Consider the following 23,985-nt stretch of genomic DNA (forward strand, 5'->3'; position numbering starts at 1 on the left):
CGAAATAGCTTCGGCACAGCGCTACGCGCTGCCGCCGGGTATGCAAGGGAAACCGCCGCATACCTGATTGACCCGTCGGCCGCGAAGCGGGCCGGAGCTTGAAATGGCTGTACCAGTTTGTTGTGTGGTGCGATGTGGCGGACCGTGCGCGATCCAAGCCCGATTGGTCTTGTGAGGGCACTCTTTAGGCGAGGGCCGTTCCCGGAGGAGAAAAATGGCCAACGTGCGTGTGACCGCGGGCGGTGAGAAAGCTGCTTTCTTTGGTGACTTTCTTTGCAGCAGCAAAGAAAGTTACCCCCGCCCCGGGGAGGGGCAGTGCTAATAAACCAACAACAAACCGGGATCCGGCAAATAGCCGAAGCAAAACGAACCTCCAAAGCGCCAGCAAGAACCCATGCCCCGCCCAACCCCCGACGAACTCCTCGACAAACTCCATCGAGAGGAAGAAAAACGCCACCGCGGCACGCTGAAAGTCTTCTTTGGCGCATCAGCCGGCGTGGGCAAGACCTTCGCGATGTTGCAGGCTGCGCGCCGCCGCCGCGACGAGGGCGTGGACGTGGTCATAGGCATCGTCGAAACCCATGGCCGGAAGGAAACCCTCGCGCTCCTGGAAGGACTGGAAACACTGCCCCCCGCGCGCATCGAATACAAGCACCGCGTCATCACAGAATTCGATCTCGACGCCGCGCTGCAAAGAAAACCGCAACTGATCCTCGTCGACGAACTCGCGCATTCGAACGTGCAAGGCTCGCGTCACCTGAAGCGCTGGCAGGACGTGCAAGAACTGCTCGATGCGAACATCGACGTCTATACGACCGTCAACGTCCAGCACCTCGAAAGCCTCAACGATATCGTCGGCCGCATCACGGGCATTCGCGTCTGGGAAACCGTGCCCGACCGCGTCTTCGATCTCGCCGATGAAGTCACGCTCGTCGATCTGCCGCCCGAGGAACTGCTCGACCGCCTGCGCGAAGGGAAGGTCTATCTGCCGCAGCAGGCCGAACACGCCGTGCGCAACTTCTTTCGCAAAGGCAATCTCATCGCGCTGCGCGAACTGGCGTTGCGGCGCACCGCGGACCGCGTCGATGCGCAAATGCGCGAGTACCGCGCCGATCAGTCGATCGAACGCATCTGGCGCGCGCGCGAACGGCTGATCGCCTGCATCGGCCCCGGCCCGGAAAGCGCCACGCTCGTGCGCGCGGCCGCGCGGCTCGCCGCGGCGCTCAAGGCGGACTGGCTCGCGGTCTACGTCGAAACGCCGAAGCTGCAACGCCTCTCCGACGACATCAGAAAACGCACGCTCGATGCGCTCAAACTCGCCTCCGAACTCGGCGCGGAAACCGTGACGCTCGATGGCGCCGATGCCGCCGCGACGCTCATCGACTATGCGCACATGCGCAACGTGTCGAAGCTCGTGGCGGGCGCATCGGGCAGGGCGGGGTGGCGGCGGCGCTTCGAGCGGACGGTGAGCGAGCGCATCATCGGCCAAGGCTCGGATATCGACGTGACGCTCGTCTCGACCGGCACGCGCGATGCGGATCGCCGCACGCTCGCCGAGGCTTTCGGCACCTGGCGCGACGGCGCGCATTCGTCGCCGCGCGCGTATGGCTATGCGCTGGCGATCGGCGCGGGCATCACGCTCGTCGCGCAAGGGCTCGCCGCGCGCCAGATCGCGATCACGAATCTCGTGATGCTCTATCTGCTCGGCGTGATCTTCGCGGCGGTGAAGCTCGGGCGCGGACCGGGCGTGATGCTGTCGTTTCTGTCGGTCGCGGCGTTCGATTTCTTCTTCGTCGCGCCCGAGCTTTCGTTCTCCGTGACGGACACGCAATATCTGCTCACCTTCGTCGTGATGCTGCTCACCTCGCTCACGATCAGCCATCTCACGTCGAGCCTGCGGCGCGAGGCGCGCATCGCGTCGCAGCGCGAGCGCCGCACCGGCGCCATGTACGCGATGACCAAAGAGCTCGCCGCCGCGCTGATGACCGAGCAGATCATCGAGATCGGCACGCGGCATGTCGCCGAAGTGTTTCAGTCTAAAGTCGCGATCCTTTTGCCCGACGCCGCCGACAAGGTCAGGCAGAAAGTCGGCGAGCCCAATCCCGATGTGACGCTCGACGCCGCGTGCCTCGATCTCGACATCGCGCAATGGGTCTACGATCAGCAAAAGCCGGCGGGACGCGGCACGGACACCCTGCCCGCGAGCCAGGCGCTCTATCTGCCGCTCAAGGCGCCGATGCGCACACGCGGCGTGCTCGCGCTTTCGACCGGGCGCGAAGCCGAGCTTGCGGTGCCCGAGCAGCGCCGCATGATCGAGACGTTCGCGTCGCAGATCGCGCTCGCGCTCGAACGCGTGCATTACGTCGAGATCGCACAGGACGCGCTCGTCAACATGGAATCGGAGCGGCTGCGCAATTCGCTGCTGTCGGCGATTTCGCACGATCTGCGCACGCCGCTCACGTCGATCGTCGGCTTCGCGTCGGTGCTCGAAGAACAGGCGCGCGAAGCGGGCGGCGGCGCGCATGCGTCGCAGGAACTCGTGCACGCGATTCACGAGGAAGCGCTGCGCATGAGCGGGCTCGTCGTCAATCTGCTCGACATGGCGCGGCTGCAAGCCGGCGCGATCCGCCTGAACCGGCAGTGGTCGATGCTGGAGGAAACCGTCGGCGCGGCGCTCGCCACGTCGCGGCGCGTGCTCGCGGGGCGCGCGGTGCAGGCGCATGTGCCGGCGAACTTGCCGCTGCTGCGGCTCGACGCCGTGCTGATGGAGCGCCTCTTCGCGAACCTGCTGGAGAACGCCGCGAAGTACACGCCGCCGGGCACGCCGATCCGTATCGGCGCGGCGCTGGAACATGAGGGCGATGCGCGCTTCGTGCGCGTGTGCATCGACGACGAAGGGCCGGGTTTGCCGTCCGGCATGCAGCATCGTCTCTTCGACAAATTCACGCGCGGCGAGAAAGAATCGGCGCAACCGGGCATCGGGCTCGGTCTCGCGATCTGCCGTGCGATCGTCGAGGCGCATGGCGGGCAGATCGGCGCGGAAAATCGCGCGGACGCGAACGGGCGCATCGAAGGCGCGCGCTTCTGGTTCACGCTGCCCGCGAACGATGCCGCGCCGGAAGACGTGCCGCCCGACGAAGATGTCGAATCGAAGTCGGCAGGCGATGTCTGAGCGGCGCCGGCCATCGGCTGTCCAACGCCGTTCGCCGCCGCGCCTTATGATGTCCGCTCACGAAAAAACCGCCCACGACCGATGAGCCAACCCACCCTGAACGGACAGCGCGTGCAGCTTCGCCCGCTGCAACGCGAAGACCGCGCCGCCTTGCTCGATGCCGCCGCCGATGGCGAGCTCTGGAATCTGAGCGTGACGGTCGTGCCTAACGAAGACACGATCGACCGATACATCGAGACGGCGCTGGCGGGCCGCGATGCGGGCACGGTGATGCCGTTCGCCGTCGTGCGGCTTCGGGATGGCAAGGTTGTCGGCAGCACGCGCTACTGGAAGATCGACCGCGCGAACCGCAAGCTGGAGATCGGCCATACGTGGCTCGCGGCATCGACGCAGCGCACGGGCATCAACAGGGAAGCGAAATATCTGCTGCTCGCGCACGCGTTCGAAGCGATGCAGTGCGTGCGCGTGCAGTTCACGACCGACGAGCGCAACGAGAAATCACGCGCGGCGATACTCGGCGTCGGCGCGACGCAGGAGGGCGTCGTGCGGCACGAGCGCATCATGCCCGATGGACGCAAACGCAACTCGGTGCGCTTTTCGATCATCGACGACGAATGGCCCGGCGTCAAAGCGATGCTGCTTGCGAAGCTCGATCGTCGAGCGTAGCGCGCGCCTTCAGCGCTTTCACGCGCGCTTTCATGAAGGCGACGAAGCGCGCCGTGACCGTGCTCTCGCGCCCGGCGTGCCATGCGAGTCCGACGCGCCATCGCGCGGGCCGGTCGCGCAAGGTCAACACGCGGGCATCGCGCAGCAGATATTGCGCGCGCGAAGGCAGGAACGCCGCGCCCACGCCGCCCGCCACCGATGCCAGCACGGACTGGATGTCGTCCGCTTCCTGAATCACGCGCGGCGTGAAGCCGTGCTCCGCGCACCAGCGATCGATCTGCGCAGCCAGTCCCGGCCCGCGCGTGCGCGTCAGCGCGATGAATCCCGGCTCGTTCAGCTCGTTCAGATTCGCGGGCAGACGCGTGTGGCGCGTGTGCTCGGGCACGGCGAGCGCGAGCGTCTCGTCGAGCAGGGTGAAGCCCGAGAGCCCGGCGCTCGCGGGCATGCGCATGAATCCGACATCGAGCTTGCCCGCGAGAATGCGATGCGTCTGCTCGTGCGACGAAAGATCGTGCAGCGTGATGCGCACACCCGGATTCAGCGCGCCGAATTCCGCGATGAGCTTCGGCACGTGCGTGAGCGTGGACAGGCACAAGCCGGCGCGCAGAAACCCGCGCGTGCCGCTGGCCGCTTCGCGCGCGCGGGCGAGCACGGTGTCCGCATCGCGCACGAGCGTTTGCGCATCGGCGATGAAGCCGTCGCCAAAGGCTGTCAGGTCCGCGCCGTGACGGCCGCGCTCGAACAGGCGCGCGCCGAGGCTCGCTTCCAGCGCGGCGATCTGCTTGCTGAGCGCGGGCTGGCTCAAATGCAAGGCTTCGGCGGCGCGGCCGAAATGACGCAGTTCGGCGATGGTGAGAAAGGCGCGCAGGAGCTTCAGTTCCATGGTCTTCGATTCCAGCAAGTAATCGAATCGATCGAAACATTCATTTTACTAATCGATGCGCGAGCGGTTCAATAAGGCCGTCTACTCGTTTTTGCCGGAGGCTCGCTTGGAAGTCCGCCTGGAAGCCGCATCGTTTCGCATCGCCGTGATCGGGCTCGAATCCGACGATCGCACTTTCATGGCCGCAAAGCTCGCCGATGCCGCGCGGCAGGGCGTGCAACTCGCCGTCTTCCCGCCCGCCGCGCTGGATGACGCGCACGCCGAATCGTTCGATGACCTCGTGGCCCGGATCAGCGCCGCCGTCGATGCGACCGGCGTCGCGGCGGGCATCGGCTGGATCGAGCGCACGGAAGACGGCCGCCTTTACGATAGCTACGCCCTGTGCTTTCCGGGCGGCGCGCGTGTGCGGCATCGCAAGCTGCATGCGACGCGACGGGGCCTTCACGGCGGCAACGGCTTCACGGTGTTCGACGCGCCGTTCGGCATGCGCATTGGCGTGCTGATCGGCGAGGACAACGATGTCGTCGAGAACGTGCGGATGACGGCGCTGATGGGCGCGACGCTGCTCATCGCGCCGGTGCGCGGCGAGCGGCCGCATCGCGCGACGCTCGCCGCACGCGCCGCCGACAACGGCATGTATATCGCCTATGGCCACGCATCGGGCGAGCAAGCGCTGATCGTCGGTCCCGATGGCCGCGTGCTCGCGCGTCATGCCGCCGCGAGCGATGGCCTGATCGTCGCGCGCGTGTCGCCTTCGCTGGCGGCGGCGAGCAGCGGACGGCGGGCGCTGGCCGCGCGCCGGCCCGAACTGTACGCGCCGCTCGCGCATCGGGGCAACGCGTATCCGATTGCGATCGAAACCGAGCGCGCGTCGCCGCGCGGCGCGCTGCCGCTCAGCTTCGCGATCGTCGGCCGGAATCGCGTGATGCGCTGATGCGTTAAAGCGTGCGCGCACGGCATTTCTGTCCCGATACAATCGAGCGACACAGTACGGGACGGAGGCTTCGCACATGGATTTGATCATTCGCCGCGCGGCGCTCGCGGATTCGCGCGAACTTGTCGATATCGGCATGGAAGCAGGGCGCATCGCCGCGATCGAGCCGCATCTTTCGGCGACGGCGCGCGAAGAGATCGATGCAAACGGCTCGCTCGTCACCGCGCCTTTCGTCGATGCGCATTTCCACATGGACGCGACGCTTTCCTACGGCCTGCCGCGCGTGAACGCGTCGGGCACGCTGCTCGAAGGCATCGCGCTGTGGGGCGAACTGAAGCCCGATCTCACGCAGGAAGCGCTCGTCGAGCGCGCATTGCAGTACTGCGACTGGGCCGTCGCGCGCGGGCTGCTGGCGATTCGTTCTCACGTCGATGTCTGCGATCCGCGCCTGCTCGCCGTCGAGGCGCTCGTCGAAGTGAAGCGGCGCGTGAAGCCGTATCTCGATCTGCAACTCGTCGCGTTTCCGCAAGACGGCGTGTTGCGCAGCGCGGGTGCGTTCGAGAACCTGAAGCGCGCGATTGCGCTGGGCGTGGATGTCGTCGGCGGCATTCCGCACTTCGAGCGCACGATGGCGGATGGCGCGGCATCGGTGAAACTGCTGTGCGAATACGCGGCGGAGCAGGGCTTGCGCGTGGACATGCACTGCGACGAGTCCGACGATCCGATGTCGCGTCATATCGAAACGCTCGCGGCGGAAACGCATCGGCTCGGGCTGCATGGGCGTGTGACCGGCTCGCATCTCACGTCGATGCATTCGATGGATAACTACTACGTCAGCAAGCTCATTCCGCTGATGCGCGAGGCGGGCGTGAACGCGATTGCGAATCCGCTCATCAACATCACGTTGCAGGGGCGCTCGGATACGTATCCGAAACGCAGAGGCATGACGCGCGTGCCTGAACTGATGGCGGCAAGCGTCACGGTGGCGTTCGGCCATGATTGCGTGATGGACCCGTGGTATAGCCTCGGCTCCGGCGACATGCTCGAAGTCGCGCATATGGGCCTGCACGTCGCGCAGATGACGGGCGTCGATGCGATGCGCTCGTGCTTCGACGCGGTGACGAAGAATCCGGCGCGGATTCTCGGGCTGGAAGGCTATGGCATCGAAGTGGGATGCAACGCGGATTGCGTGGTGCTTGATGCGCGGGACCCTATCGAGGCGATTCGACTCAGGGCGGCGCGCATCGCGGTCGTGCGACAGGGCAAGGTGGTGAGCCGAAGCCCGGCGGTGCGCGCGGCGTTGTCGCTGGAAGGCCGGCCGTCGCAAGTCGATTTCCGCATCGAGCGGCAATGATTCTCGACGTTGCCGGGCCGGCTTTGCGTCACTGCGCCGACAGATAGAACGCCTGATCGCGCTGCGGCGTGACGCCGACGACAGTGAGCTGGCCGTTCACGACCGTCGCTTCGACGGGCATCGACACGTTATCGAGCAAGCACGCCGCGCCGGTGAAACTGAGCGTGCCGTCGAGCAGATGCTTGCCGCTCGCGCGAGGCTTGAACGTGCCGGTGAACGTGCACGCGAGCTGCACGCCCCTGGCGGTGCCGTCGGCCGCGAACGTGATCGTCGATGCGGGCGACACGCCGGTTGCGCTCGTCCACGTGCGCGCGACGTCGTTGATCGAAATCGGGGTGTCGTACGTCGAGTTGTAGTTGCCGTTGAAGTTCGTCGCCGTGGTGTCCGGGCTGACGAAGAGGCTGGTCGTCGCGGAAAGCGTGCTCTTCGCGGTGAAATTGCCGGTCAGCGAGCCGCCGCGGATCGCGCCGAGCGAGTGGAAGCCGTTGGTCGCGGAATCGGTGAACGAGCCGTCGGTCGCGCTCATGATGCCTTCGATCAGCCAGATGAACGAGCCGCCCCGCGTGAAGATGCTGAAGTACTGTCCGTTTTCCAGCACGATCGTCTGCGCCGCCACCGACTGCGACGAGTTCACCGCGCCATACCAGATGCCTTCCGGCAGTGCATGCGACGTCGTCGGAACGCATGACTTCGTGAGATTGCTCAGGTCGGACACGCAGGTTTTGTCGTCGCTGCCGCCGCCTCCGCATGCGGCAAGAATGGGCAGAGCGAGCAGCATCAGTTTCTGGAGCAGTTTCATGTCTTTTTTTGCGTTCCGATTGATTGCAGCGCACGCCCTAAGGCGCGCCGACAACGGGATATCGGAAGGCAGGCATGAAATCTTTAGCGATAAAAAAACCCCGGCCACACGACCGGGGTTTCACTTGAGCGAGGCGCAGGTCAGCTCGCCGCCGCCCCCGACATCCCGTTATGCCTCAACAACGCATCGATATCCGGCTCGCGTCCACGAAACGCCTTGAACGAATCCATCGCCGGGCGGCTGCCGCCGACTTCCAGAATCTCCCGCCGATAACGCGTGCCCGTGCTCGCGTCCAGCACCGAACCGTTGCCGGCCTTGGCCGCTTCCTCGAACGCCGCGTACGCATCGGCTGAAAGCACTTCGGCCCACTTGTAGCTGTAGTACCCCGCGGCATACCCACCCGCGAAGATATGGCTGAACGTGTTCGGCCAGCGCGAGAACGGCGCTTGCGGAATCACATGGAACTTCTCGTTGATCTCGCGCGCAAGGTCGTTCACGTTCTGCGTCGCGTTCGCCGGATCGTAAGACGTGTGCAGCACCATATCGAACATCGAGAACACGATCTGGCGCAGCGTGCCCAGACCGCTCTGGAAGTTCTTCGCGGCGAGCATCTTGTCGAACAGTTCGCGCGGCAGCGGCGCGCCGGTATCGACGTGCGCGGACATGTCGGTGAGCACGTCCCACTCCCAGCAGAAGTTCTCCATGAATTGCGACGGCAATTCGACCGCATCCCACTCGACGCCGTTGATGCCCGACACGCCCAGCTCGTCGACGCGCGTGAGCATGTGATGCAGCCCGTGCCCGAACTCGTGGAACAGCGTGATCACTTCGTCGTGCGTGAAGCACGCGGGCTTGCCGCCAACAGGCGCGGAGAAGTTGCAGGTGAGATAGGCGACCGGCGTCTGCACGCCGCCTTGCGTGCGCTTGTGACGTGAACGCGCGTCGTCCATCCACGCGCCGCCGCGCTTGCCTTCGCGCGCGTAAAGATCGAGATAGAACTGCGCGACGAGCGTGCCGTCCTTGTTTTCGACGCGGAAGAAGCGGACGTCGGGGTTCCACACGGCGGCCTCGTCGCGGCGAATCGACACGTTGAAAAGCGTTTCCGTGACCTTGAAGAGTCCCTTCAGCACGGCTTCCTGCGGAAAGTACTGCTTCACTTCGTTTTCGGAAAACGAATAACGCTTCTGACGCAGCTTTTCGGCCGCATACGCGATATCCCACGGCTGAAGCTCGGGCATGCCGAGTTCCGTCGCGGCGAAAGCGCGCAGTTCCATCCAGTCGTTTTCGGCGTAAGGACGCGCGCGTTTCGCGAGATCTTCGAGGAAGGCGATAACCTGCGCGGGCGACTCGGCCATCTTCGGTGCAAGCGACACTTCCGCAAAATTCTGATAGCCGAGCGTCTTCGCTTCTTCCTCGCGCAGCTTCAGATTTTCGACGACGTTCGCCGTGTTGTCCCATTCGGCCTTGCCGCCGCCGTAGGTCGCGCCGAGCTCGGACGCGCGCGTAACGTACGCGCGGTACATCGCTTCGCGCATCGGGCGATGTTCGGCATATTGCAGCACCGGGAAATACGACGGGAAATGCAGCGTGAATTTCCAGCCCTGCTTGCCGTCGCGCTGGGCGGCTTCGCGGGCCGCTTCGATCACGTCGTCGGGCAGGCCGGCGAGATCGCTTTCCTGCGTGACGACATACGCATAGGCGTTCGTCGAATCGAGCACGTGATCGGAGAACGCCTTCGCGAGCGCCGCCTGTTCTTCCTGCAACTGCGCGAACCGCGGCTTGCGGTCTTCGGGCAGTTCGGCACCGGAAAGGCGGAAGTCGCGCAGCGAATTGTCGAGGATTTTCTTGCGCTCGGCGGACAGCCCGGCGAATTCCGTGCCGGCGGCAATCGCCTTGTACTTCTCGTACAGCGCGAGATTCTGGCCGACGCTCGCGGAAAATTCGGTGACGCGCGGCAGGTTTTCGGCGTGGGCGGCACGCAGTTCGGGCGTATCGGCGACCGCGTTCAGATGGCCGATGACGCCCCACGCGCGCGACAGTTTTTCCGATTCCTGCTCGACCGCCTCGACGACGTCCTTCCAGGTCGCGGGCGTCTCGGGCGCGGCCGCGCGATCGACGGCGGCTTTCGCATCGGCGAGCAGCACGTCGAGCGCCGGCGTGACGTGCGCGGGCTCGATTTCGCCAAAGCGCGGAAGATCGGAAAAATCGAGCAGCGGATTGGCTGCTGCCGTGTTGGAGGTATTGGTGGTATCGCTCATGGCTCTCCCGTTCTGGTGTTGGGTGAAGCGCACGTCGCGGGGTGGGCAGCACGCCCCGCGCCGGCTCGTTTGGAGATTATTGGGGCGGGCGGGGCAAATTCCAATTGATTGTTTTTAAGGGGGCGATGAACGGTGGTTCGCCCCCGCGCCGCGGCTCAGGCCTGCGCCGCGCGCTCGGCCGCCTCGATTGTGTTCACGAGCAGCATCGTGATGGTCATCGGGCCGACGCCGCCCGGCACCGGCGTGATGGTGCCGGCCACTTCCTTCACCGCGGCGAAATCGACGTCGCCGCACAGCTTGCCTTCGTCGTTGCGGTTCATGCCGACGTCGATGACCGTTGCGCCGGGCTTCACCATGTCCGCGGTGACGATGTCGCGCCGTCCGACCGCCGCGACGATCACATCGGCGTCGCGGGTGTGCTTGCCGAGATCGCGCGTCTTGCTATGACAAATCGTGACGGTCGCGCCGGCTTCGAGCAAGAGCAGCGCCATCGGCTTGCCGACGATGTTCGAGCGGCCGATCACCACCGCGTTCGCGCCTTTCAGGTCGATCTCGTGCGCCTCGAACATCTTCATGATGCCGTAGGGCGTACAGGGGCGGAAAAGCGGTTTGCCGGTCAGCAGCGCGCCCGCATTGGCGACGTGAAAACCGTCGACGTCCTTCTGCGGCGCGATTGCTTCGATCACCTTGTGGCTGTCGATATGCGCGGGAAGCGGCAGTTGCACGAGAATGCCGTGAATCGACGCATCGGCGTTGAGCTTCGCGATGTGCGCGAGCAGCTCGCTTTCCGTGAGCGTCGCGGGGAAGCGGTCCATCACCGAGTGCAGGCCGTTGTCCTGGCACGCCTTCACTTTGTTGCGGACGTAGACTTCGCTCGCGGGGTTGTCGCCGACGAGCACGACGGCCAGGCCCGGCTTGTGTCCACGAGCGGTGAGGGCGGCGGCGCGGCGGGCGACATCCGCGCGAAGGGTCTTGGAAAGGGCGTTGCCGTCGATGAGTTGGGCGGTCATGGCGAATCGGATCGAGAATGGGCGAGGGCGCGAGGGCATGAAGCTGGCGCCGTGCCCGCGGCTCTGTGCGGCTGCGGTGCGCGGCGCTCGCGCGGGGTGCTGGGCGCATTTTCGGCCAATGCGCCCCTGGGAAAGGGCGAAATTATACCGCCGGGGGCATTCCCGCGTTCTGACTCGCCGTTGCCGCCAATCTTCCGATGCTTACTGAGTGACCGCCTGCCAGGACGAATCCGGGTCGAACGACTTGATCGCGGCCGCGCGCTGGATCGACGCGGGGCCGAGATCCTTCTCGTAGATCTGCCCGTCCTGATTGACGATGAAGGTCATCACGCCGGTCTGGCCGTAGCGCGCGGGCGTCGCGATCAGGCCGAAACCGTCCTTGAGTTGCCCGCCCTGCATGTAGTTCTTCGCGCCGCCTTGCGCGTGCGCGCCCTGCGCGGTCAGGATGCGGTAGTGGTAGCCGTAGTAGCCGTCCTTATCGGTCGGCTTGTTCGGCATCGTCGCGGCCAGCGGCCCAAGCGGGCTGTCGGGCTCGCCGGGTGCCGAGTGCCAGTAGAGGCCGTCGTGTTTGCCGCTCGTGCTGACGAAGCGGTCGGCGTAGCGGTCCGCCGCCTTGCGATAGTCGTTTTGCGCGGCGACGTAGGCGAGCGCGACCTGCATCGCCGAGTTTTCGTTGCGGCCGATGCGCCGCGTCAGCATTTCGTCGTGCGCGGCGCGCATGTCGAAGCGCCAGCCCTTCGCGACCTTCACGAGCGGAATCGGCAGCGTCCAGCCGCTCGTGCCCGCTTCGATATGCGCGGCCGGGCGGCCATCGAGCGGCTCTTTATCCTCGACGATGCGGTGTTGCTGCGCCCAGGCGCCGAGATACGCGTAGATGTCCTCCCTGCCGATCGCGCCCTCGGGCACGTAACGCCGGTGGTCCTTGCCGAGCACTTTGGCGAGCGCGGTTTCGTCGTTGGTGGCGATGGCGTCGGTGAGCGCCTCTGCCGCGGCTTCGGCGGTCGGATACACGGCCTGCGCCCTGGGCGCCGGGGCGCAGAACGCGAGCGAGACGGCGACGAGCGCGCGCAGCAAGGGCTTGCTGATTGAAGCGGATGCTTGATTACGGGTCATGTCGGGCTCCTGGTTCTGGCGTTCGCCGCGTGCGTGCGCGGCGCGTGGGCCTTGCATCGGACATCAACGGCGATGAAAACCGCCGCCGCCGCCGCCTCGCTGGAACCCGCCGCCCCCGCGCTCGAATCCGCCGCCTCCGCGCTGCACGCCGCCGCCGCCCGCGCCGAAGCCGCCGCCCCCGCCCGCCTCGCGCTGTACGCCGCCGCCCCTGCCGCCGACAGGCTCGTGCGACCGGTTCGCGAGCGACTCGCGGCTCGCCTGTCCGCGCTGCGCGTCCTGCCGCGCGCCGTTGCCGTCGCCCGCGCCGCGCAGCGCGTTGTCGCGGTTCACGTTCTGCGATCGCTGGCGCAGGTCGCTCGTGTCGCGCGCGTTCGGGCCGCCCTGTTGCCGGATGCTCTGCGCTCTCTGGCTTGCCGATTCGTTGAGGTTCTGCCCGGTGCGCTGCTGCAGCGTCTGCGCGGCCTGCGCGCGCGCATCCTCGCGTCCGCGAAACTGGTTGGCGTTCGCGCCGCGATTCACGTTGTTCAAATTCTGGCGGTTCGCCGCGACATTGGTGCGGTTGAACTGCGGATCGTTGCGGTTCCAGCGCACGTTGTTGCTGTTCGCGTTGATGCGGTTGTTCGTGTTGATGTTGTTGTAACGGTTCACGTTGACATTCACATCGCCGTGGCCCCAGTTGCAGTTGCCCCACAACGAATTCACGACCGCGACGCCCGCGCCGAATGCGAGGCCCGACATGAAGCCCGTTGCGATCGCATAGCCGGGCGGCGGCGGCACATAGACCGGCGGATACGCGGGATACGGCCAGGTGCCGTAGACGACCGTCGGGTTATACGTCGGCACATAGACGACTTGCGGATTGGCCGGCTCGATCTGGATCACCGTCGTGCTGGTGGTCGTGCTGCCGGGCGGCGGCGGCGCCGTCGTGACTTTCTGCTGCTCGGTCGTCTTGAGATTGCCCGCCTTTTGCGCCGCGCTGCGCAGACGCTGCACCGAGTCCATCACGTCGCTGGGCTGCGCGATGAAGGCGTTGCCGAGCTGCGTCACCCAGTCGATCTTGGAGGCCATCGTCGCGAGCGCCTGCGGGAACGCGACGAGCGATTGCACGCTCGGGTCCCAGGGCTCGGACTGCACGGCTTTCACCGCGTCGTCGCCCTTGACGTTCGGATTCGCCTTCGACCACGCTTGCGCTTCGGTGACCTGCGATGGATACGTCGACGCCATCAGCACCTGCGCGAGCAGTGCGTCGGGGTACAGCGCGACGGGCGCGGTGAGCGCGTCGAGCTGCTGATTGGTGAGTTTCTGGCTCGCGGGCGCGGCGGCCTGCGTTTGCGCGTGCGCGACGTTCGCATGCCACGCGAGAAGCGGCATCGCGGTGAGCGTGGCGGCGAGCACGATCGAGCTCAGCGTGCCGGTGCGCGAACCATTGACGAGATTTCGTTTCGACATCGAGTCCCCCGTGCAAGACGTTGCACTGCCTGTTGCGCGTTGCCGGATTGAAGCGAAGGAATCAGGCCGTGAGCGGCGTGATTCAGCCAATATCACTTTTCAGTTCGGCAGACAACGGGGCTTCGGAGGGAAGAAAAGGCGGGCGCGTTTGCTGCGAAAATCGCATCAAAGCGCGCTGCCATGCGCGACTGCGGCCGGCGCGAAAACGCCGGCCGCGGAAGGGGAAGGGAAGCGTTACTGTTGCGGCTTGTTGGACAGCGCGAGGCGCAGCAGATCCGCGACGGTATTCACGGAGAGCTTCTCCATGATGTTCGCGCGATGCGCTTCGACCGTCTTGATGCTGATGCCGAGATCGTCGGCGATCTGCTTGTTGAGCCGCCCCGCGATGATGCGCTCGAGCACCTGATGCTCGCGCGCCGTCAGCTTGCCGAGGCGCTCGGCGGCGGCGCGCTGCTGCTGCACGCTCGTGCTCTCGCTGCGCGCCTTCTCCAGCATGCGCTCCACGAGCTTGCGCAGTTCGGCTTCGTCGAACGGCTTCTCGATGAAGTCCATCGCGCCTTTTTTCATGGTCGAGACGGCCATCGGCACGTCGCCGTGACCCGTCACGAAGATGATCGGCAGGAGCGAGTTCTCGGCGATGAGCTTTTCCTGCAATTCGAGCCCCGTCATGCCGGCCATGCGCACGTCGAGAATCAGACAGGAGATCGCGCCGGAATGGCTGATCGGCAAATAGACGTCGAGGAACGATTCCGCGCTGGAGAAGCATTGAACCCGATAGCCGTTTGCTTCGAGCAGCCAGCGCAAGGAATCACGCACGGCTTCGTCATCGTCGACGACGAAGACGGTTTCCTGAGTGGTGACTGTGCTCATAGTTCTCCCGTAACTGTTTGTTGTCTCGTATGTTCGTCCTGCGCATCCGTGCCGCCTGAGCCCGAACCGCCTTCCACTTCGCCGATCGGCAGGCTGCAGTGGAAAGTCGCGCCGGTCACGTGCCCGTCCGCTTCGACGTTGTTGACCACCCAAAGGCGTCCGCGATGCGACTCGATGATCGAGCGGCAGATATTCAGACCCATGCCCATGCCGTCGGATTTCGTGCTGTAGAACGGCTCGAAGAGGCGTTCCGCGGTCGCTTCGTCCACACCCGGACCCTGATCGACCACGCTGATGCAAACGAAGCCGCCGTCCATGCGCTGCACGACGACGCGTATGACCGGATCAACGGCGTTCGGCTTCGCATCATGCATGGCTTCCGCGGCATTTTTCAACAGGTTGACCAACACTTGTTCGATCAAAACCGGATCGACGTAAATCACCGGCATGCGCGAGCGGATTTCGGTGACCATGCGGATCTTGCGTTTGCGCGCCTCGATCTCCGCGAGACCGACCGCGTCCGCGACGATATCCGCGACGCGCGCGGCCTGGCGCTTCGGTTCCGAGCGCTTCACGAATTCGCGGATGCGTTTGATGATCATGCCCGCGCGCACGGCCTGCTGGGCGGTCTTTTCGAGCACGGGAAGGAGCGTCTCCTGCGTCATGCGGCCGGATTTGACCAGCGCGACACAGCCCGAGCAGTAGTTGTTGATGGCGGCGAGCGGCTGATTCAGCTCGTGCGCGAGCGACGACGCCATTTCGCCCATCGTCATGAGACGGCTCGTGAACTGCAGCTTTTCTTCCTGCTGATGCGCGAGTTCCTGCGCCTGCTTGCGCTGCGTGATGTCGGTCGCGATCTGCATCTGCGCGAGATGGCCGTCCACCCACTGGATGTACTGGCGGCGCACTTCGAACCACTTCTGGATGCCTTCGACATAGACCTCCTGCGCGTCCGCCGAGCTTTCGGTGAGCGCGGTGGCGGGCAGGCCCGCGAAGGTATCGACCATGTCGATGTCGTCGGACGAGCTTTGCGAGCCGCCGTCGAACGCGGCGCCGGCGAGCTCCAGATGCCCGTCCGGGCGAATGCCGAACAGATGCCGGTAATAGCGGTTCGCGAAGAGCAGTTCGGCTTCGTCGGCGGCGAGCACGGACACGGCGGCGTCGAGGCTTTCGAGCACCGTGGTGAAGCGCTCGTGCGCGGCGGCGAGTTCCTCGCGCGCGCGCTTGGGCTCGGTGATGTCCGTCATCGACGACATCCAGCCGGTCTGACGCCCCGAGCTGTCGATGAGCGGCGAGACATAGAGGCGCGCGTGGAAGAACGAGCCGTCCTTGCGGCGCACGCGCAGCTCGAACCCGGAAGAGGGCGCCTTGCCGCGCAAGGTCATGTCGAGCTGGCGCTGCATCTCGGGATACGCGTCGCGCGGCCAGTACGGGAACGGCGCATTCTTGCCGACGAGATCGCTTTCATCCCAGCCGGTCATGCGGCAGAACGCCGGATTCACGTGCGTGATGCGCCCGTGCATGTCGAGCACGCGCATGCCGATCAGCACGGAGTTTTCCATCGCGCGGCGGAAAAACGCTTCGGCGTAGAGCGCCTGCTGCGCCTCGAAACGCTGGCGCGTATGCTTCCAGAGACTCCACAAGCTCCACAGCACGAAGCACGACAGCCCGGCGACGAGCCAGACGAGCGTGTTGTTGGTGAAGTTCGTGAGCTGCGGATACGAATACACGCGCACCGAAAGCCCCTGGCCGGGCGGGTCGAGCGGCAGGTCGTAGAACATGTCGCGCGGCAGGCGCGGGCGGCTCGACGTGGTCGCGAGCTCGCGGTTGTTCAGATCGGTGATGGAGATCTTGTACTTCGCCGACAGTTCGCTCGGAATGTCGTGCTTGAGAATGCCTTCGATCGAGAACACCGCCGCGATCGAGCCGAGAAACTCGCGGTCGCGGAAAACGGGCGTCTGCAGCGTGATATAGCCGTTGCCGAGGTCGTCGTAGAGCAACGGCGAGTAGACTTGGCGGCGAGTGGTGCGCGCTTCCTCGAAGGCGGCTTGCACGGCCTCGTCCATCTGCGTTTCGTTCGGCTTCGCGAGGCGCGATCCGAGCACGGGCAGCGGCGTATTGGGCCAGCGCGGCTTATGCTCGCTCGTGTACCAGTTCATGTAGAGGATCTCGGGATGCCCCTGCATGATGTCGGTGGAGGATGTCTGGAAGGTTTGCGGGTCGCCGTGCCCGGTCGCGATGTCGCGCGCGAGCGCCTGAATCTGCTCTTGCGCGCCCGTCATCGACAGGCGTATTTGTTGCTGTGCCCACGCGACATTCCGGTACAGCGTGTCTTCCTGCTGCTGTTGCTCGCGCCGGTTCAGACTCCAGAGGATGAGACTCATCACCACCAGAAATACGAGGATGGAAATAAGCGGCGTGAGTAAATAGGAGTTCGACCACCACGGTCCGTGGTGCCAGCGGGAGGGCGAGGCGTCGGTCGGCTTGCGCGCGGACCTCGCCGAGCGTTTGATCAGCCGTTCGGTCAACATGGAAGCGATTGTAACGCACCACCTGATTGTTAAATGGCGTAAAAAGACGGTAAAGAAGCCTCAACCGCCGGAAATGGAGGAGAAACATCTGAACAAAAAAGTCTTATCGGACGGTGCGTTGCAGCAATTTTTCGTATGGTGAGATGAACTCTCATGATTTGAAAAATTCCTTGCGTCATGATCTCGACCCTCTTTAGAATTGCCGGCACGCGGCCAGTGCCCGCCTTTCCGTGTCTTCGCGCGCGGGCGTGCGCCGGCGGTTTTCAGAGAGTGTTCCTCACATCAGGAGACGAGCATGTCCGCTGTACCCGACGAAGTTCTCAAATATGTCGCCAACGCCAAGGACGACGATCCCCAGGAAACCGCCGAGTGGCTGGACGCGCTCGACGGCGTGATTTCCGCGGTCGGTCCTGATCGCGCGCACTACCTGATCGAGAAACAAATCGAATTCGCTCGCGTGCACGGCGAGCACCTGCCGTTCTCGGCGAACACGCCGTACATCAACACGATTCCCGTCGCGTCGCAGTCGAAGATCCCCGGCGATCAGGACATCGAACACCGCATTCGCTCGTACACGCGCTGGAACGCCATCGCCATGGTGCTGCGCGCGGGCAAGGACACCAACGTCGGCGGGCATATCGCTTCGTTCGCTTCGGCGGCCACGCTGTACGACGTCGGCTTCAACCACTTCTGGCACGCGCCGTCGAAAGAGCACGGCGGCGACCTCGTGTTCGTGCAGGGCCACTCGTCGCCGGGCGTGTACTCGCGCGCGTTCCTGCTCGGCCGTCTGAACGAAAAGCAACTGAACAACTTCCGCCAGGAAGTGGGCGGCGAGGGCATCTCGTCGTATCCGCATCCGTGGCTGATGCCGGATTTCTGGCAATTCCCGACCGTCTCGATGGGCCTCGGCCCGATCATGGCCATCTATCAGGCGCGCTTCATGAAGTACATGCAGGCGCGCGGCATGGCCAAGACCGAAGGCCGCAAGGTCTGGGCGTTCCTGGGCGACGGCGAGACCGACGAGCCGGAATCGCTCGGCGCGATCGGCATGGCCGGCCGCGAGCGTCTGGATAACCTCGTGTTCGTCATCAACTGCAACCTGCAGCGCCTGGACGGCCCGGTGCGCGGCAACGGCAAGATCATCCAGGAACTGGAAAGCGAATTCCGCGGCGCGGGCTGGAACGTCATCAAGGTGATCTGGGGCAGCCGCTGGGACGCGCTCTTCGCACGCGACAAGTCCGGCGCGCTGATGCGCCGCATGATGGAAGTCGTCGACGGCGAATACCAGACGTACAAGTCGGAGTCGGGCGCGTTCGTGCGCGAGCACTTCTTCAACACGCCGGAACTGAAGGCGCTGGTCTCCGACTGGTCCGATGACGACATCTGGAACCTGAACCGCGGCGGCCACGATCCGCACAAGATCTACGCGGCTTTCGACGCAGCGACCAAGACGAAGGGCGCGCCGACCGTCATCCTCGCCAAGACCATCAAGGGTTATGGCATGGGCGAGCACGGCCAGGCGATGAACATCACGCACCAGCAGAAGAAGCTGCCGATCGACACGCTGAAGAAATTCCGCGACCAGTTCCGTCTGCCGCTCACCGACGAACAGATCGCCGACGTGCCGTACCTCACGTTCGAGGAAGGCTCGAAGGAACTCGAGTACATGCGCCAGAAGCGCATGGACCTGGGCGGCTATCTGCCGACGCGCCGCGAGAAGGCGGAATCGCTGCCGGTGCCGGCGCTCGCCGCGTTCGAGCCGCTGCTGAAGGGCACGGGGGAAGGCCGCGAAATCTCCACGACGATGGCGTTCGTGCGGATTCTCAACATCCTCCTGAAGGACAAGGCGCTCGGCAAGCGCGTCGTGCCGATCGTCCCGGACGAGTCGCGCACCTTCGGCATGGAAGGCCTGTTCCGCCAGATCGGCATCTGGAATCAGGAAGGCCAGAAGTACGTGCCGGAAGATTCCGATCAGCTCATGTTCTACAAGGAATCGACGACGGGTCAGATTCTGCAGGAAGGCATCAACGAAGCCGGTGGCATGTGTGACTGGATCGCGGCCGCGACGTCGTACTCGACGCACGGCGAGATCATGATCCCGTTCTACATCTTCTATTCGATGTTCGGCTTCCAGCGCATCGGCGATCTGGCATGGGCCGCGGGCGACATGCGCTCGCGCGGCTTCCTGCTCGGCGGCACCGCGGGCCGCACGACGCTCAACGGCGAAGGCCTGCAGCACGAAGACGGCCACTCGCTCCTGTGGGCGGCGTCGATTCCGAACTGCGTGAGCTACGACCCGACGTTCGGCTACGAACTCGCGGTCATCATGCAGGACGGCCTGCGCCGCATGGTCGCGGACCAGGAAGACGTGTACTACTACATCACGGTGATGAACGAGAACTACGAGCATCCGGCGATCCCGCAAGGCGATGCCGTGGCTTCGGACATCATCAAGGGCATGTACTCGTTCCGCAAGTCCGACGCGCCCGCCAAGGCGCACGTCCAGCTCATGGGCGCGGGCACGATCTTCAACGAAGTGATCGCCGCCGCCCAGTTGCTGAAAGACGACTGGGGCGTGTCCGCCGATCTCTGGAGCGTGCCGAGCTTCACCGAGCTCGCGCGTGAAGGTCAGGCCGTCGAGCGTTACAACCTGCTGCATCCGACGGAAGAGAAGCGCGTGGCGCACGTCACGAAGCTGCTGACGGGCGCGAAGGGTCCGGTGATCGCATCGACGGACTACATCCGCGCGCTGACCGACCAGATCCGGGCGTTCGTGCCGCAGAAGTTCGTGGTGCTCGGCACCGACGGCTACGGCCGCTCGGATACGCGCGAAGCGCTGCGCCACTTCTTCGAAGTCGACCGCTACTGGGTGACGCTGGCCGCGTTGAACGCGCTGGCCGACGAAGGCACGATCGAGCGCAAGGTCGTCGCCGAGGCGATCAAGAAGTACAACCTCGACCCGTCCAAACCCAACCCGATGACCGTCTAAAGGCATCGCCCCCGTGCGTTGTGACGCGGCCTCTCTCCGAAGCGGAGGGAGGCCGCGTGCAACCCAGGAGACACTAATAATGAGTCAAGCGATCGAAGTCAAAGTGCCGGACATCGGCGATTACAAGGACGTCCCCGTGATCGAAGTGCTGGTCAAGGTGGGCGATACCGTGGAGCCCGAGCAGTCGCTCGTCACGCTCGAATCCGATAAAGCCACGATGGACGTGCCGAGCTCGGCAGCGGGCGTCGTGAAGGAAATCAAGGTCAAGGTGGGCGACAACGTGTCGGAAGGCACGCTGATCGTCGTGCTGGAAGGCGGTGCGTTCGCCGCAGCGCCGGCTCCGGCCGCCGCGCCCGCATCCGCGCCGGCCGCTGCGCCCGCGCCCGCCGCGGCGTCGGGCGGCGGTTCCGTCGACGTGAAAGTGCCGGACATCGGCGATTTCAAGGACATTCCGGTCATCGAGATCGCCGTGAAAGTGGGCGACAAGGTGGAGAAGGAACAGTCGCTCGTCACGCTCGAATCCGACAAGGCGACGATGGACGTGCCGAGCCCCGCCGCGGGCACGGTGAAGGAACTGAAGGTCAAGATCGGCGACACGGTCTCCGAAGGCACGCTGATTCTCGTGCTCGAAGGTGGCGCGGATGGCGCGGCGGCAGCGCCGTCGCCCGCTCCCGCTCCCGCCGCCGCGAAGGAAGTGCCGTCGGATGCGCCCGCGAAGCCCGCGCCCGCGCCGAAGGAAGCGCCGTCCGCTCTCGCGCAGGCGCCCGTGATGCCTGCCGGCGACGGCACGCGCACATCGAGCCATGCGTCGCCTTCGGTGCGCAAGTTCGCGCGCGAACTGGGCGTCGATGTGTCGCGCGTGCGCGGCACGGGGCCCAAGAACCGCATCACGCAAGGCGACATCACCGCGTTCGTGAAGGGCGTGATGTCCGGTCAGGGCGCGGCGCCTGCCGCTGCCGCTCCGGCTGGCGGTGGCGGCGGCGAGCTGGGCCTGCTGCCGTGGCCGAAGATCGACTTCACGAAGTTCGGTCCGGTCGATCCGAAGCCGCTCTCGCGCATCAAGAAGATCTCGGGTGCGAACCTGCATCGCAACTGGGTGATGATCCCGCACGTCACGAACAACGACGAAGCCGACATCACCGAGCTCGAAGAGCTGCGCGTGAAGCTCAACAAGGAGCACGAGAAAGCGGGCGTGAAGTTCACGATGCTCGCGTTCGTCATCAAGGCCGTGGTTTCGGCGCTCAAGAAGTTCCCGGACTTCAACGCGAGCCTGGACGGCGACAACCTCGTCTTCAAGCAGTACTACCACATCGGTTTCGCAGCCGATACGCCGAACGGTCTCGTCGTTCCGGTGATCCGCGACGCCGACAAGAAGGGCCTCGTGGATATCGCCAAGGAGATGGCGGACCTGTCGAAGCTCGCGCGCGACGGCAAGCTGAAGCCGGATCAGATGCAGGGCGGCTGCTTCTCGATCTCGTCGCTGGGCGGCATCGGCGGAACGCACTTCACGCCGATCATCAACGCACCCGAAGTCGCGATCCTCGGTCTGTCGCGCGGCTATCAGAAGCCGGTGTGGGACGGCAAGCAGTTCGTGCCGCGCCTCACGCTGCCGATGTCGCTGTCGTACGACCATCGCGTCATCGACGGTGCGGCCGCCGCGCGCTTCAACGCGTATCTGTCGGCGATTCTGGCGGATTTCCGTCGCGTCATTCTCTGATCGTCTGATCTGGCCGACGGCGGAACCCCGGGCGTGTGCCTGAGGTTCCATCCGCACATCTCTTAGGGGACAACATGAGTCTCGTCGAACTAAAAGTACCCGACATCGGCGACTTCTCCGATGTCGATGTCATCGAAGTCAATATCAAGCCCGGCGACGCCATTGAAAAGGAACAGGGCGTCATCACGCTCGAAACCGACAAGGCCACGATGGAAGTGCCCGCCGATGTCGCGGGCACGATCAAGGAAGTGAAGGTCAAGCAGGGCGACAAGGTGTCGCAAGGCTCGGTCATCGCGATGATCGAAACGGAAGGCGCGGCTGCCGCGGCCGCGCCGGCCGCTGCGCCCGCACCGGCTGCGGCTGCTCCGGCGCCGGCGCCGGCTTCGGGCGGCGGCGTGCAGGATGTGAAGGTGCCGGACATCGGCGACTTCAAGGACATTCCGGTCATCGAAATTCACGTGAAGCCGGGCGATACGGTCGAGAAGGAGCAGTCGCTCATCACGCTCGAATCCGACAAGGCGACGATGGACGTGCCGTCGCCCGCCGCGGGCACGGTGAAGGAAGTGAAGGTCAAGGTGGGCGACAATGTGTCGGAAGGCACGCTGGTGCTGACGCTCGAAGGCGGTGCGGTTGCGGCTGCGCCTCAGAAGGCGGCTCCGGCTTCGGCGCCGGCCGCAGCCCCGACGCCCGCTCCGCAGGCCGGCAGCTATTCCGGCTCGGCGGACGTCGAATGCGACATGCTCGTGCTCGGCGCGGGCCCCGGCGGTTATTCGGCGGCGTTCCGCGCAGCCGATCTCGGCATGAAGACCGTGCTCGTCGAACGTTACTCGACGCTCGGCGGCGTGTGCCTGAACGTCGGCTGCATTCCGTCGAAGGCGCTTTTGCACACCGCGCTCGTGATGGATGAAACGAAGGAGCTGGCCGCGCACGGCATCAGCTTCGGCGAGCCGAAGATCGATCTCGACAAGCTGCGCGGCTTCAAGGAAGGCGTCGTCAAGAAGCTGACCGGCGGTCTCGCAGGCATGGCGAAGGCGCGCAAGGTGACGGTCGTGACGGGCGTCGGCAATTTCGTCGATCCGAATCACATGGAAGTGCAGGGGCCGGACGGCAAGAAGGTCGTCAAGTTCAAGCAGGCGATCATCGCGGCTGGTTCGCAAGCCGTGAAGCTGCCGTTCTTCCCGGACGATCCGCGTGTCGTCGATTCGACCGGCGCGCTCGAACTGCGTCAGATTCCGAAGCGCATGCTGGTGGTGGGCGGCGGCATTATCGGCCTGGAAATGGCGACGGTGTATTCGACGCTCGGCTCGGACATCGACGTCGTCGAAATGCTCGACGGCCTGATGCTCGGCGCGGACCGCGATCTCGTGAAGGTCTGGGAGAAGTTCAACAGCAAGCGTTTCACCAACGTCATGCTGAAGACCAAGACGACCAAGGCCGAAGCGAAGGAAGACGGCATCTACGTGACCTTCGAAGGCGAGAAGGCGCCGGCCGAACCGCAACGTTACGACCTCGTGCTGCTCGCGGTCGGCCGCAGCCCGAACGGCGGCAAGATCGGCGCGGACAAGGCGGGCGTCGCGGTGACGGATCGCGGCTTCATCGACGTCGACAAGCAGATGCGCACCAACGTGCCGCACATCTTTGCGATCGGCGATCTCGTCGGCCAGCCGATGCTCGCGCACAAGGCCGTGCACGAAGGTCACGTCGCGGCGGAAGCGGCGCACGGCGAGAAAGCGTATTTCGATGCGCTGCAGATTCCGTCCGTCGCTTATACGGACCCGGAAGTGGCGTGGGCGGGCAAGACGGAAGATCAGTGCAAGGCCGAAGGCATCAAGTTCGGCAAGGCCGTGTTCCCGTGGGCCGCATCGGGCCGCGCGATCGCCAATGGCCGCGACGAAGGCTTCACCAAGCTCATTTTCGATGAGGAAACGCATCGCGTGATCGGCGGCGGCATTGTCGGTCTGAATGCGGGCGATCTGATCAGCGAAGTGTGTCTCGCGATCGAAATGGGCGCGGATGCGACCGACATCGGCAAGACGATCCACCCGCACCCGACGCTCGGCGAATCGGTCGGCATGGCGGCGGAACTGTACGAAGGCGTGTGCACGGACCTGCCGCCGCAGCGCAAGAAGTAAGCTCCGGCGCTTCGTAAAAGTGCAAAAGGCGCGCTCCTGTTATGGGAGCGCGCCTTTCTTGTGTGCAGCGATCCAAACCACAGACCCACAGACGACAAAAAACCCGGC

15 protein-coding genes are annotated in these 23,985 nt (G+C 64.9%); 7 read left to right on the forward strand and 8 right to left on the reverse strand.

The genetic code is table 11. The features are described from left to right. Positions 1–394 precede the first annotated feature (394 nt). Positions 395–3,172 carry a DUF4118 domain-containing protein gene (locus tag AWB70_RS04470; RefSeq protein ID WP_053567822.1) on the forward strand — a complete coding sequence of 926 codons (2,778 nt, stop codon included), beginning with the start codon at positions 395–397 and terminating at the stop codon, positions 3,170–3,172. A gap of 81 nt (positions 3,173–3,253) precedes the next feature. Further along, positions 3,254–3,838: a GNAT family N-acetyltransferase gene (locus AWB70_RS04475; RefSeq protein WP_053567823.1), complete on the forward strand. Its 585-nt coding sequence runs from the start codon at positions 3,254–3,256 to the stop codon at positions 3,836–3,838. Here AWB70_RS04475 and AWB70_RS04480 read toward each other — a convergent pair. Next, the gene (locus tag AWB70_RS04480; RefSeq protein ID WP_053567824.1) at positions 3,798–4,721 is read right to left on the reverse strand and encodes a LysR family transcriptional regulator; all 924 of its coding nucleotides are present in this window, start codon (positions 4,719–4,721) and stop codon (positions 3,798–3,800) included. The two genes, AWB70_RS04475 and AWB70_RS04480, sit on opposite strands and share 41 nt — an antisense overlap. Before the next feature lie 106 nt (positions 4,722–4,827). Between AWB70_RS04480 and AWB70_RS04485 the strand changes: the two genes are divergently transcribed. Continuing rightward, positions 4,828–5,655: a nitrilase-related carbon-nitrogen hydrolase gene (locus AWB70_RS04485; RefSeq protein WP_235024140.1), complete on the forward strand. Its 828-nt coding sequence runs from the start codon at positions 4,828–4,830 to the stop codon at positions 5,653–5,655. Between the two features lie 76 nt (positions 5,656–5,731). Further along, positions 5,732–7,009, forward strand: coding sequence for an amidohydrolase family protein (locus AWB70_RS04490; RefSeq protein ID WP_053567825.1), 1,278 nt, complete (start codon positions 5,732–5,734; stop codon positions 7,007–7,009). Positions 7,010–7,037: 28 nt separating this feature from the next. On the opposite strand, the gene AWB70_RS04495 is transcribed toward AWB70_RS04490, so the two are convergent. From AWB70_RS04495 to fixL, 7 genes are all read right to left on the reverse strand, one after another. Then, positions 7,038–7,808 (reverse strand): hypothetical protein, encoded by a 771-nt coding sequence (locus tag AWB70_RS04495; protein WP_053567826.1) that lies wholly within the window; start codon positions 7,806–7,808, stop codon positions 7,038–7,040. Between the two features lie 140 nt (positions 7,809–7,948). Continuing rightward, positions 7,949–10,066, reverse strand: coding sequence for a M3 family metallopeptidase (locus tag AWB70_RS04500; RefSeq protein WP_053567827.1), 2,118 nt, complete (start codon positions 10,064–10,066; stop codon positions 7,949–7,951). Positions 10,067–10,221: 155 nt separating this feature from the next. Beyond that, complete coding sequence (gene folD, locus AWB70_RS04505) at positions 10,222–11,076, reverse strand: bifunctional methylenetetrahydrofolate dehydrogenase/methenyltetrahydrofolate cyclohydrolase FolD (RefSeq protein ID WP_053567828.1); 855 nt, start codon at positions 11,074–11,076, stop codon at positions 10,222–10,224. A gap of 201 nt (positions 11,077–11,277) precedes the next feature. Continuing rightward, complete coding sequence (locus tag AWB70_RS04510) at positions 11,278–12,189, reverse strand: DUF2950 domain-containing protein (RefSeq protein WP_053568112.1); 912 nt, start codon at positions 12,187–12,189, stop codon at positions 11,278–11,280. Between the two features lie 63 nt (positions 12,190–12,252). Further along, positions 12,253–13,560 carry a DUF3300 domain-containing protein gene (locus AWB70_RS04515; RefSeq protein WP_053568113.1) on the reverse strand — a complete coding sequence of 436 codons (1,308 nt, stop codon included), beginning with the start codon at positions 13,558–13,560 and terminating at the stop codon, positions 12,253–12,255. 312 nt (positions 13,561–13,872) lie between these two features. After that, on the reverse strand, positions 13,873–14,508 hold the full coding sequence (fixJ, locus tag AWB70_RS04520) for an oxygen response regulator transcription factor FixJ (RefSeq protein WP_014190971.1): 636 nt from the start codon (positions 14,506–14,508) through the stop codon (positions 13,873–13,875). Continuing rightward, complete coding sequence (fixL, locus tag AWB70_RS04525; protein ID WP_041730259.1) at positions 14,505–17,039, reverse strand: oxygen sensor histidine kinase FixL; 2,535 nt, start codon at positions 17,037–17,039, stop codon at positions 14,505–14,507. Before fixL ends, fixJ begins: the two co-directional genes overlap by 4 nt. Positions 17,040–17,334: 295 nt before the next feature. Between fixL and aceE the strand changes: the two genes are divergently transcribed. The 3 genes from aceE to lpdA all read left to right on the forward strand — a co-directional run bounded on the left by aceE (position 17,335) and on the right by lpdA (position 23,877). Continuing rightward, complete coding sequence (gene aceE / locus AWB70_RS04530) at positions 17,335–20,028, forward strand: pyruvate dehydrogenase (acetyl-transferring), homodimeric type (protein WP_014190973.1); 2,694 nt, start codon at positions 17,335–17,337, stop codon at positions 20,026–20,028. Between the two features lie 79 nt (positions 20,029–20,107). Then, entirely contained in the window at positions 20,108–21,745 is a 1,638-nt protein-coding gene (gene aceF / locus AWB70_RS04535; RefSeq protein ID WP_053567829.1) for a dihydrolipoyllysine-residue acetyltransferase, read from the forward strand. 74 nt (positions 21,746–21,819) lie between these two features. Next, positions 21,820–23,877: a dihydrolipoyl dehydrogenase gene (gene lpdA, locus AWB70_RS04540; RefSeq protein ID WP_075644211.1), complete on the forward strand. Its 2,058-nt coding sequence runs from the start codon at positions 21,820–21,822 to the stop codon at positions 23,875–23,877. The last annotated feature ends 108 nt before the right edge of the window (positions 23,878–23,985 follow it).

It is taken from the genome of Caballeronia cordobensis, from assembly GCF_001544575.2.
In the GTDB taxonomy this organism is placed as follows: domain Bacteria; phylum Pseudomonadota; class Gammaproteobacteria; order Burkholderiales; family Burkholderiaceae; genus Caballeronia; species Caballeronia cordobensis.

Excerpts from the sequence above, each read along its gene's own strand:
- AWB70_RS04470 (WP_053567822.1), top strand. The coding sequence starts at position 395 with ATGCCCCGCCCAACCCCCGACGAACTCCTCGACAAACTCCATCGAGAG.
- AWB70_RS04475 (WP_053567823.1), top strand. The coding sequence starts at position 3,254 with ATGAGCCAACCCACCCTGAACGGACAGCGCGTGCAGCTTCGCCCGCTG.
- AWB70_RS04480 (WP_053567824.1), bottom strand. The coding sequence starts at position 4,721 with ATGGAACTGAAGCTCCTGCGCGCCTTTCTCACCATCGCCGAACTGCGT.
- AWB70_RS04490 (WP_053567825.1), top strand. The coding sequence starts at position 5,732 with ATGGATTTGATCATTCGCCGCGCGGCGCTCGCGGATTCGCGCGAACTT.
- AWB70_RS04495 (WP_053567826.1), bottom strand. The coding sequence starts at position 7,808 with ATGAAACTGCTCCAGAAACTGATGCTGCTCGCTCTGCCCATTCTTGCC.
- AWB70_RS04500 (WP_053567827.1), bottom strand. The coding sequence starts at position 10,066 with ATGAGCGATACCACCAATACCTCCAACACGGCAGCAGCCAATCCGCTG.
- folD (WP_053567828.1), bottom strand. The coding sequence starts at position 11,076 with ATGACCGCCCAACTCATCGACGGCAACGCCCTTTCCAAGACCCTTCGC.
- AWB70_RS04510 (WP_053568112.1), bottom strand. The coding sequence starts at position 12,189 with ATGACCCGTAATCAAGCATCCGCTTCAATCAGCAAGCCCTTGCTGCGC.
- AWB70_RS04515 (WP_053568113.1), bottom strand. The coding sequence starts at position 13,560 with ATGCCGCTTCTCGCGTGGCATGCGAACGTCGCGCACGCGCAAACGCAG.
- fixJ (WP_014190971.1), bottom strand. The coding sequence starts at position 14,508 with ATGAGCACAGTCACCACTCAGGAAACCGTCTTCGTCGTCGACGATGAC.
- fixL (WP_041730259.1), bottom strand. The coding sequence starts at position 17,039 with ATGTTGACCGAACGGCTGATCAAACGCTCGGCGAGGTCCGCGCGCAAG.
- aceE (WP_014190973.1), top strand. The coding sequence starts at position 17,335 with ATGTCCGCTGTACCCGACGAAGTTCTCAAATATGTCGCCAACGCCAAG.
- aceF (WP_053567829.1), top strand. The coding sequence starts at position 20,108 with ATGAGTCAAGCGATCGAAGTCAAAGTGCCGGACATCGGCGATTACAAG.
- lpdA (WP_075644211.1), top strand. The coding sequence starts at position 21,820 with ATGAGTCTCGTCGAACTAAAAGTACCCGACATCGGCGACTTCTCCGAT.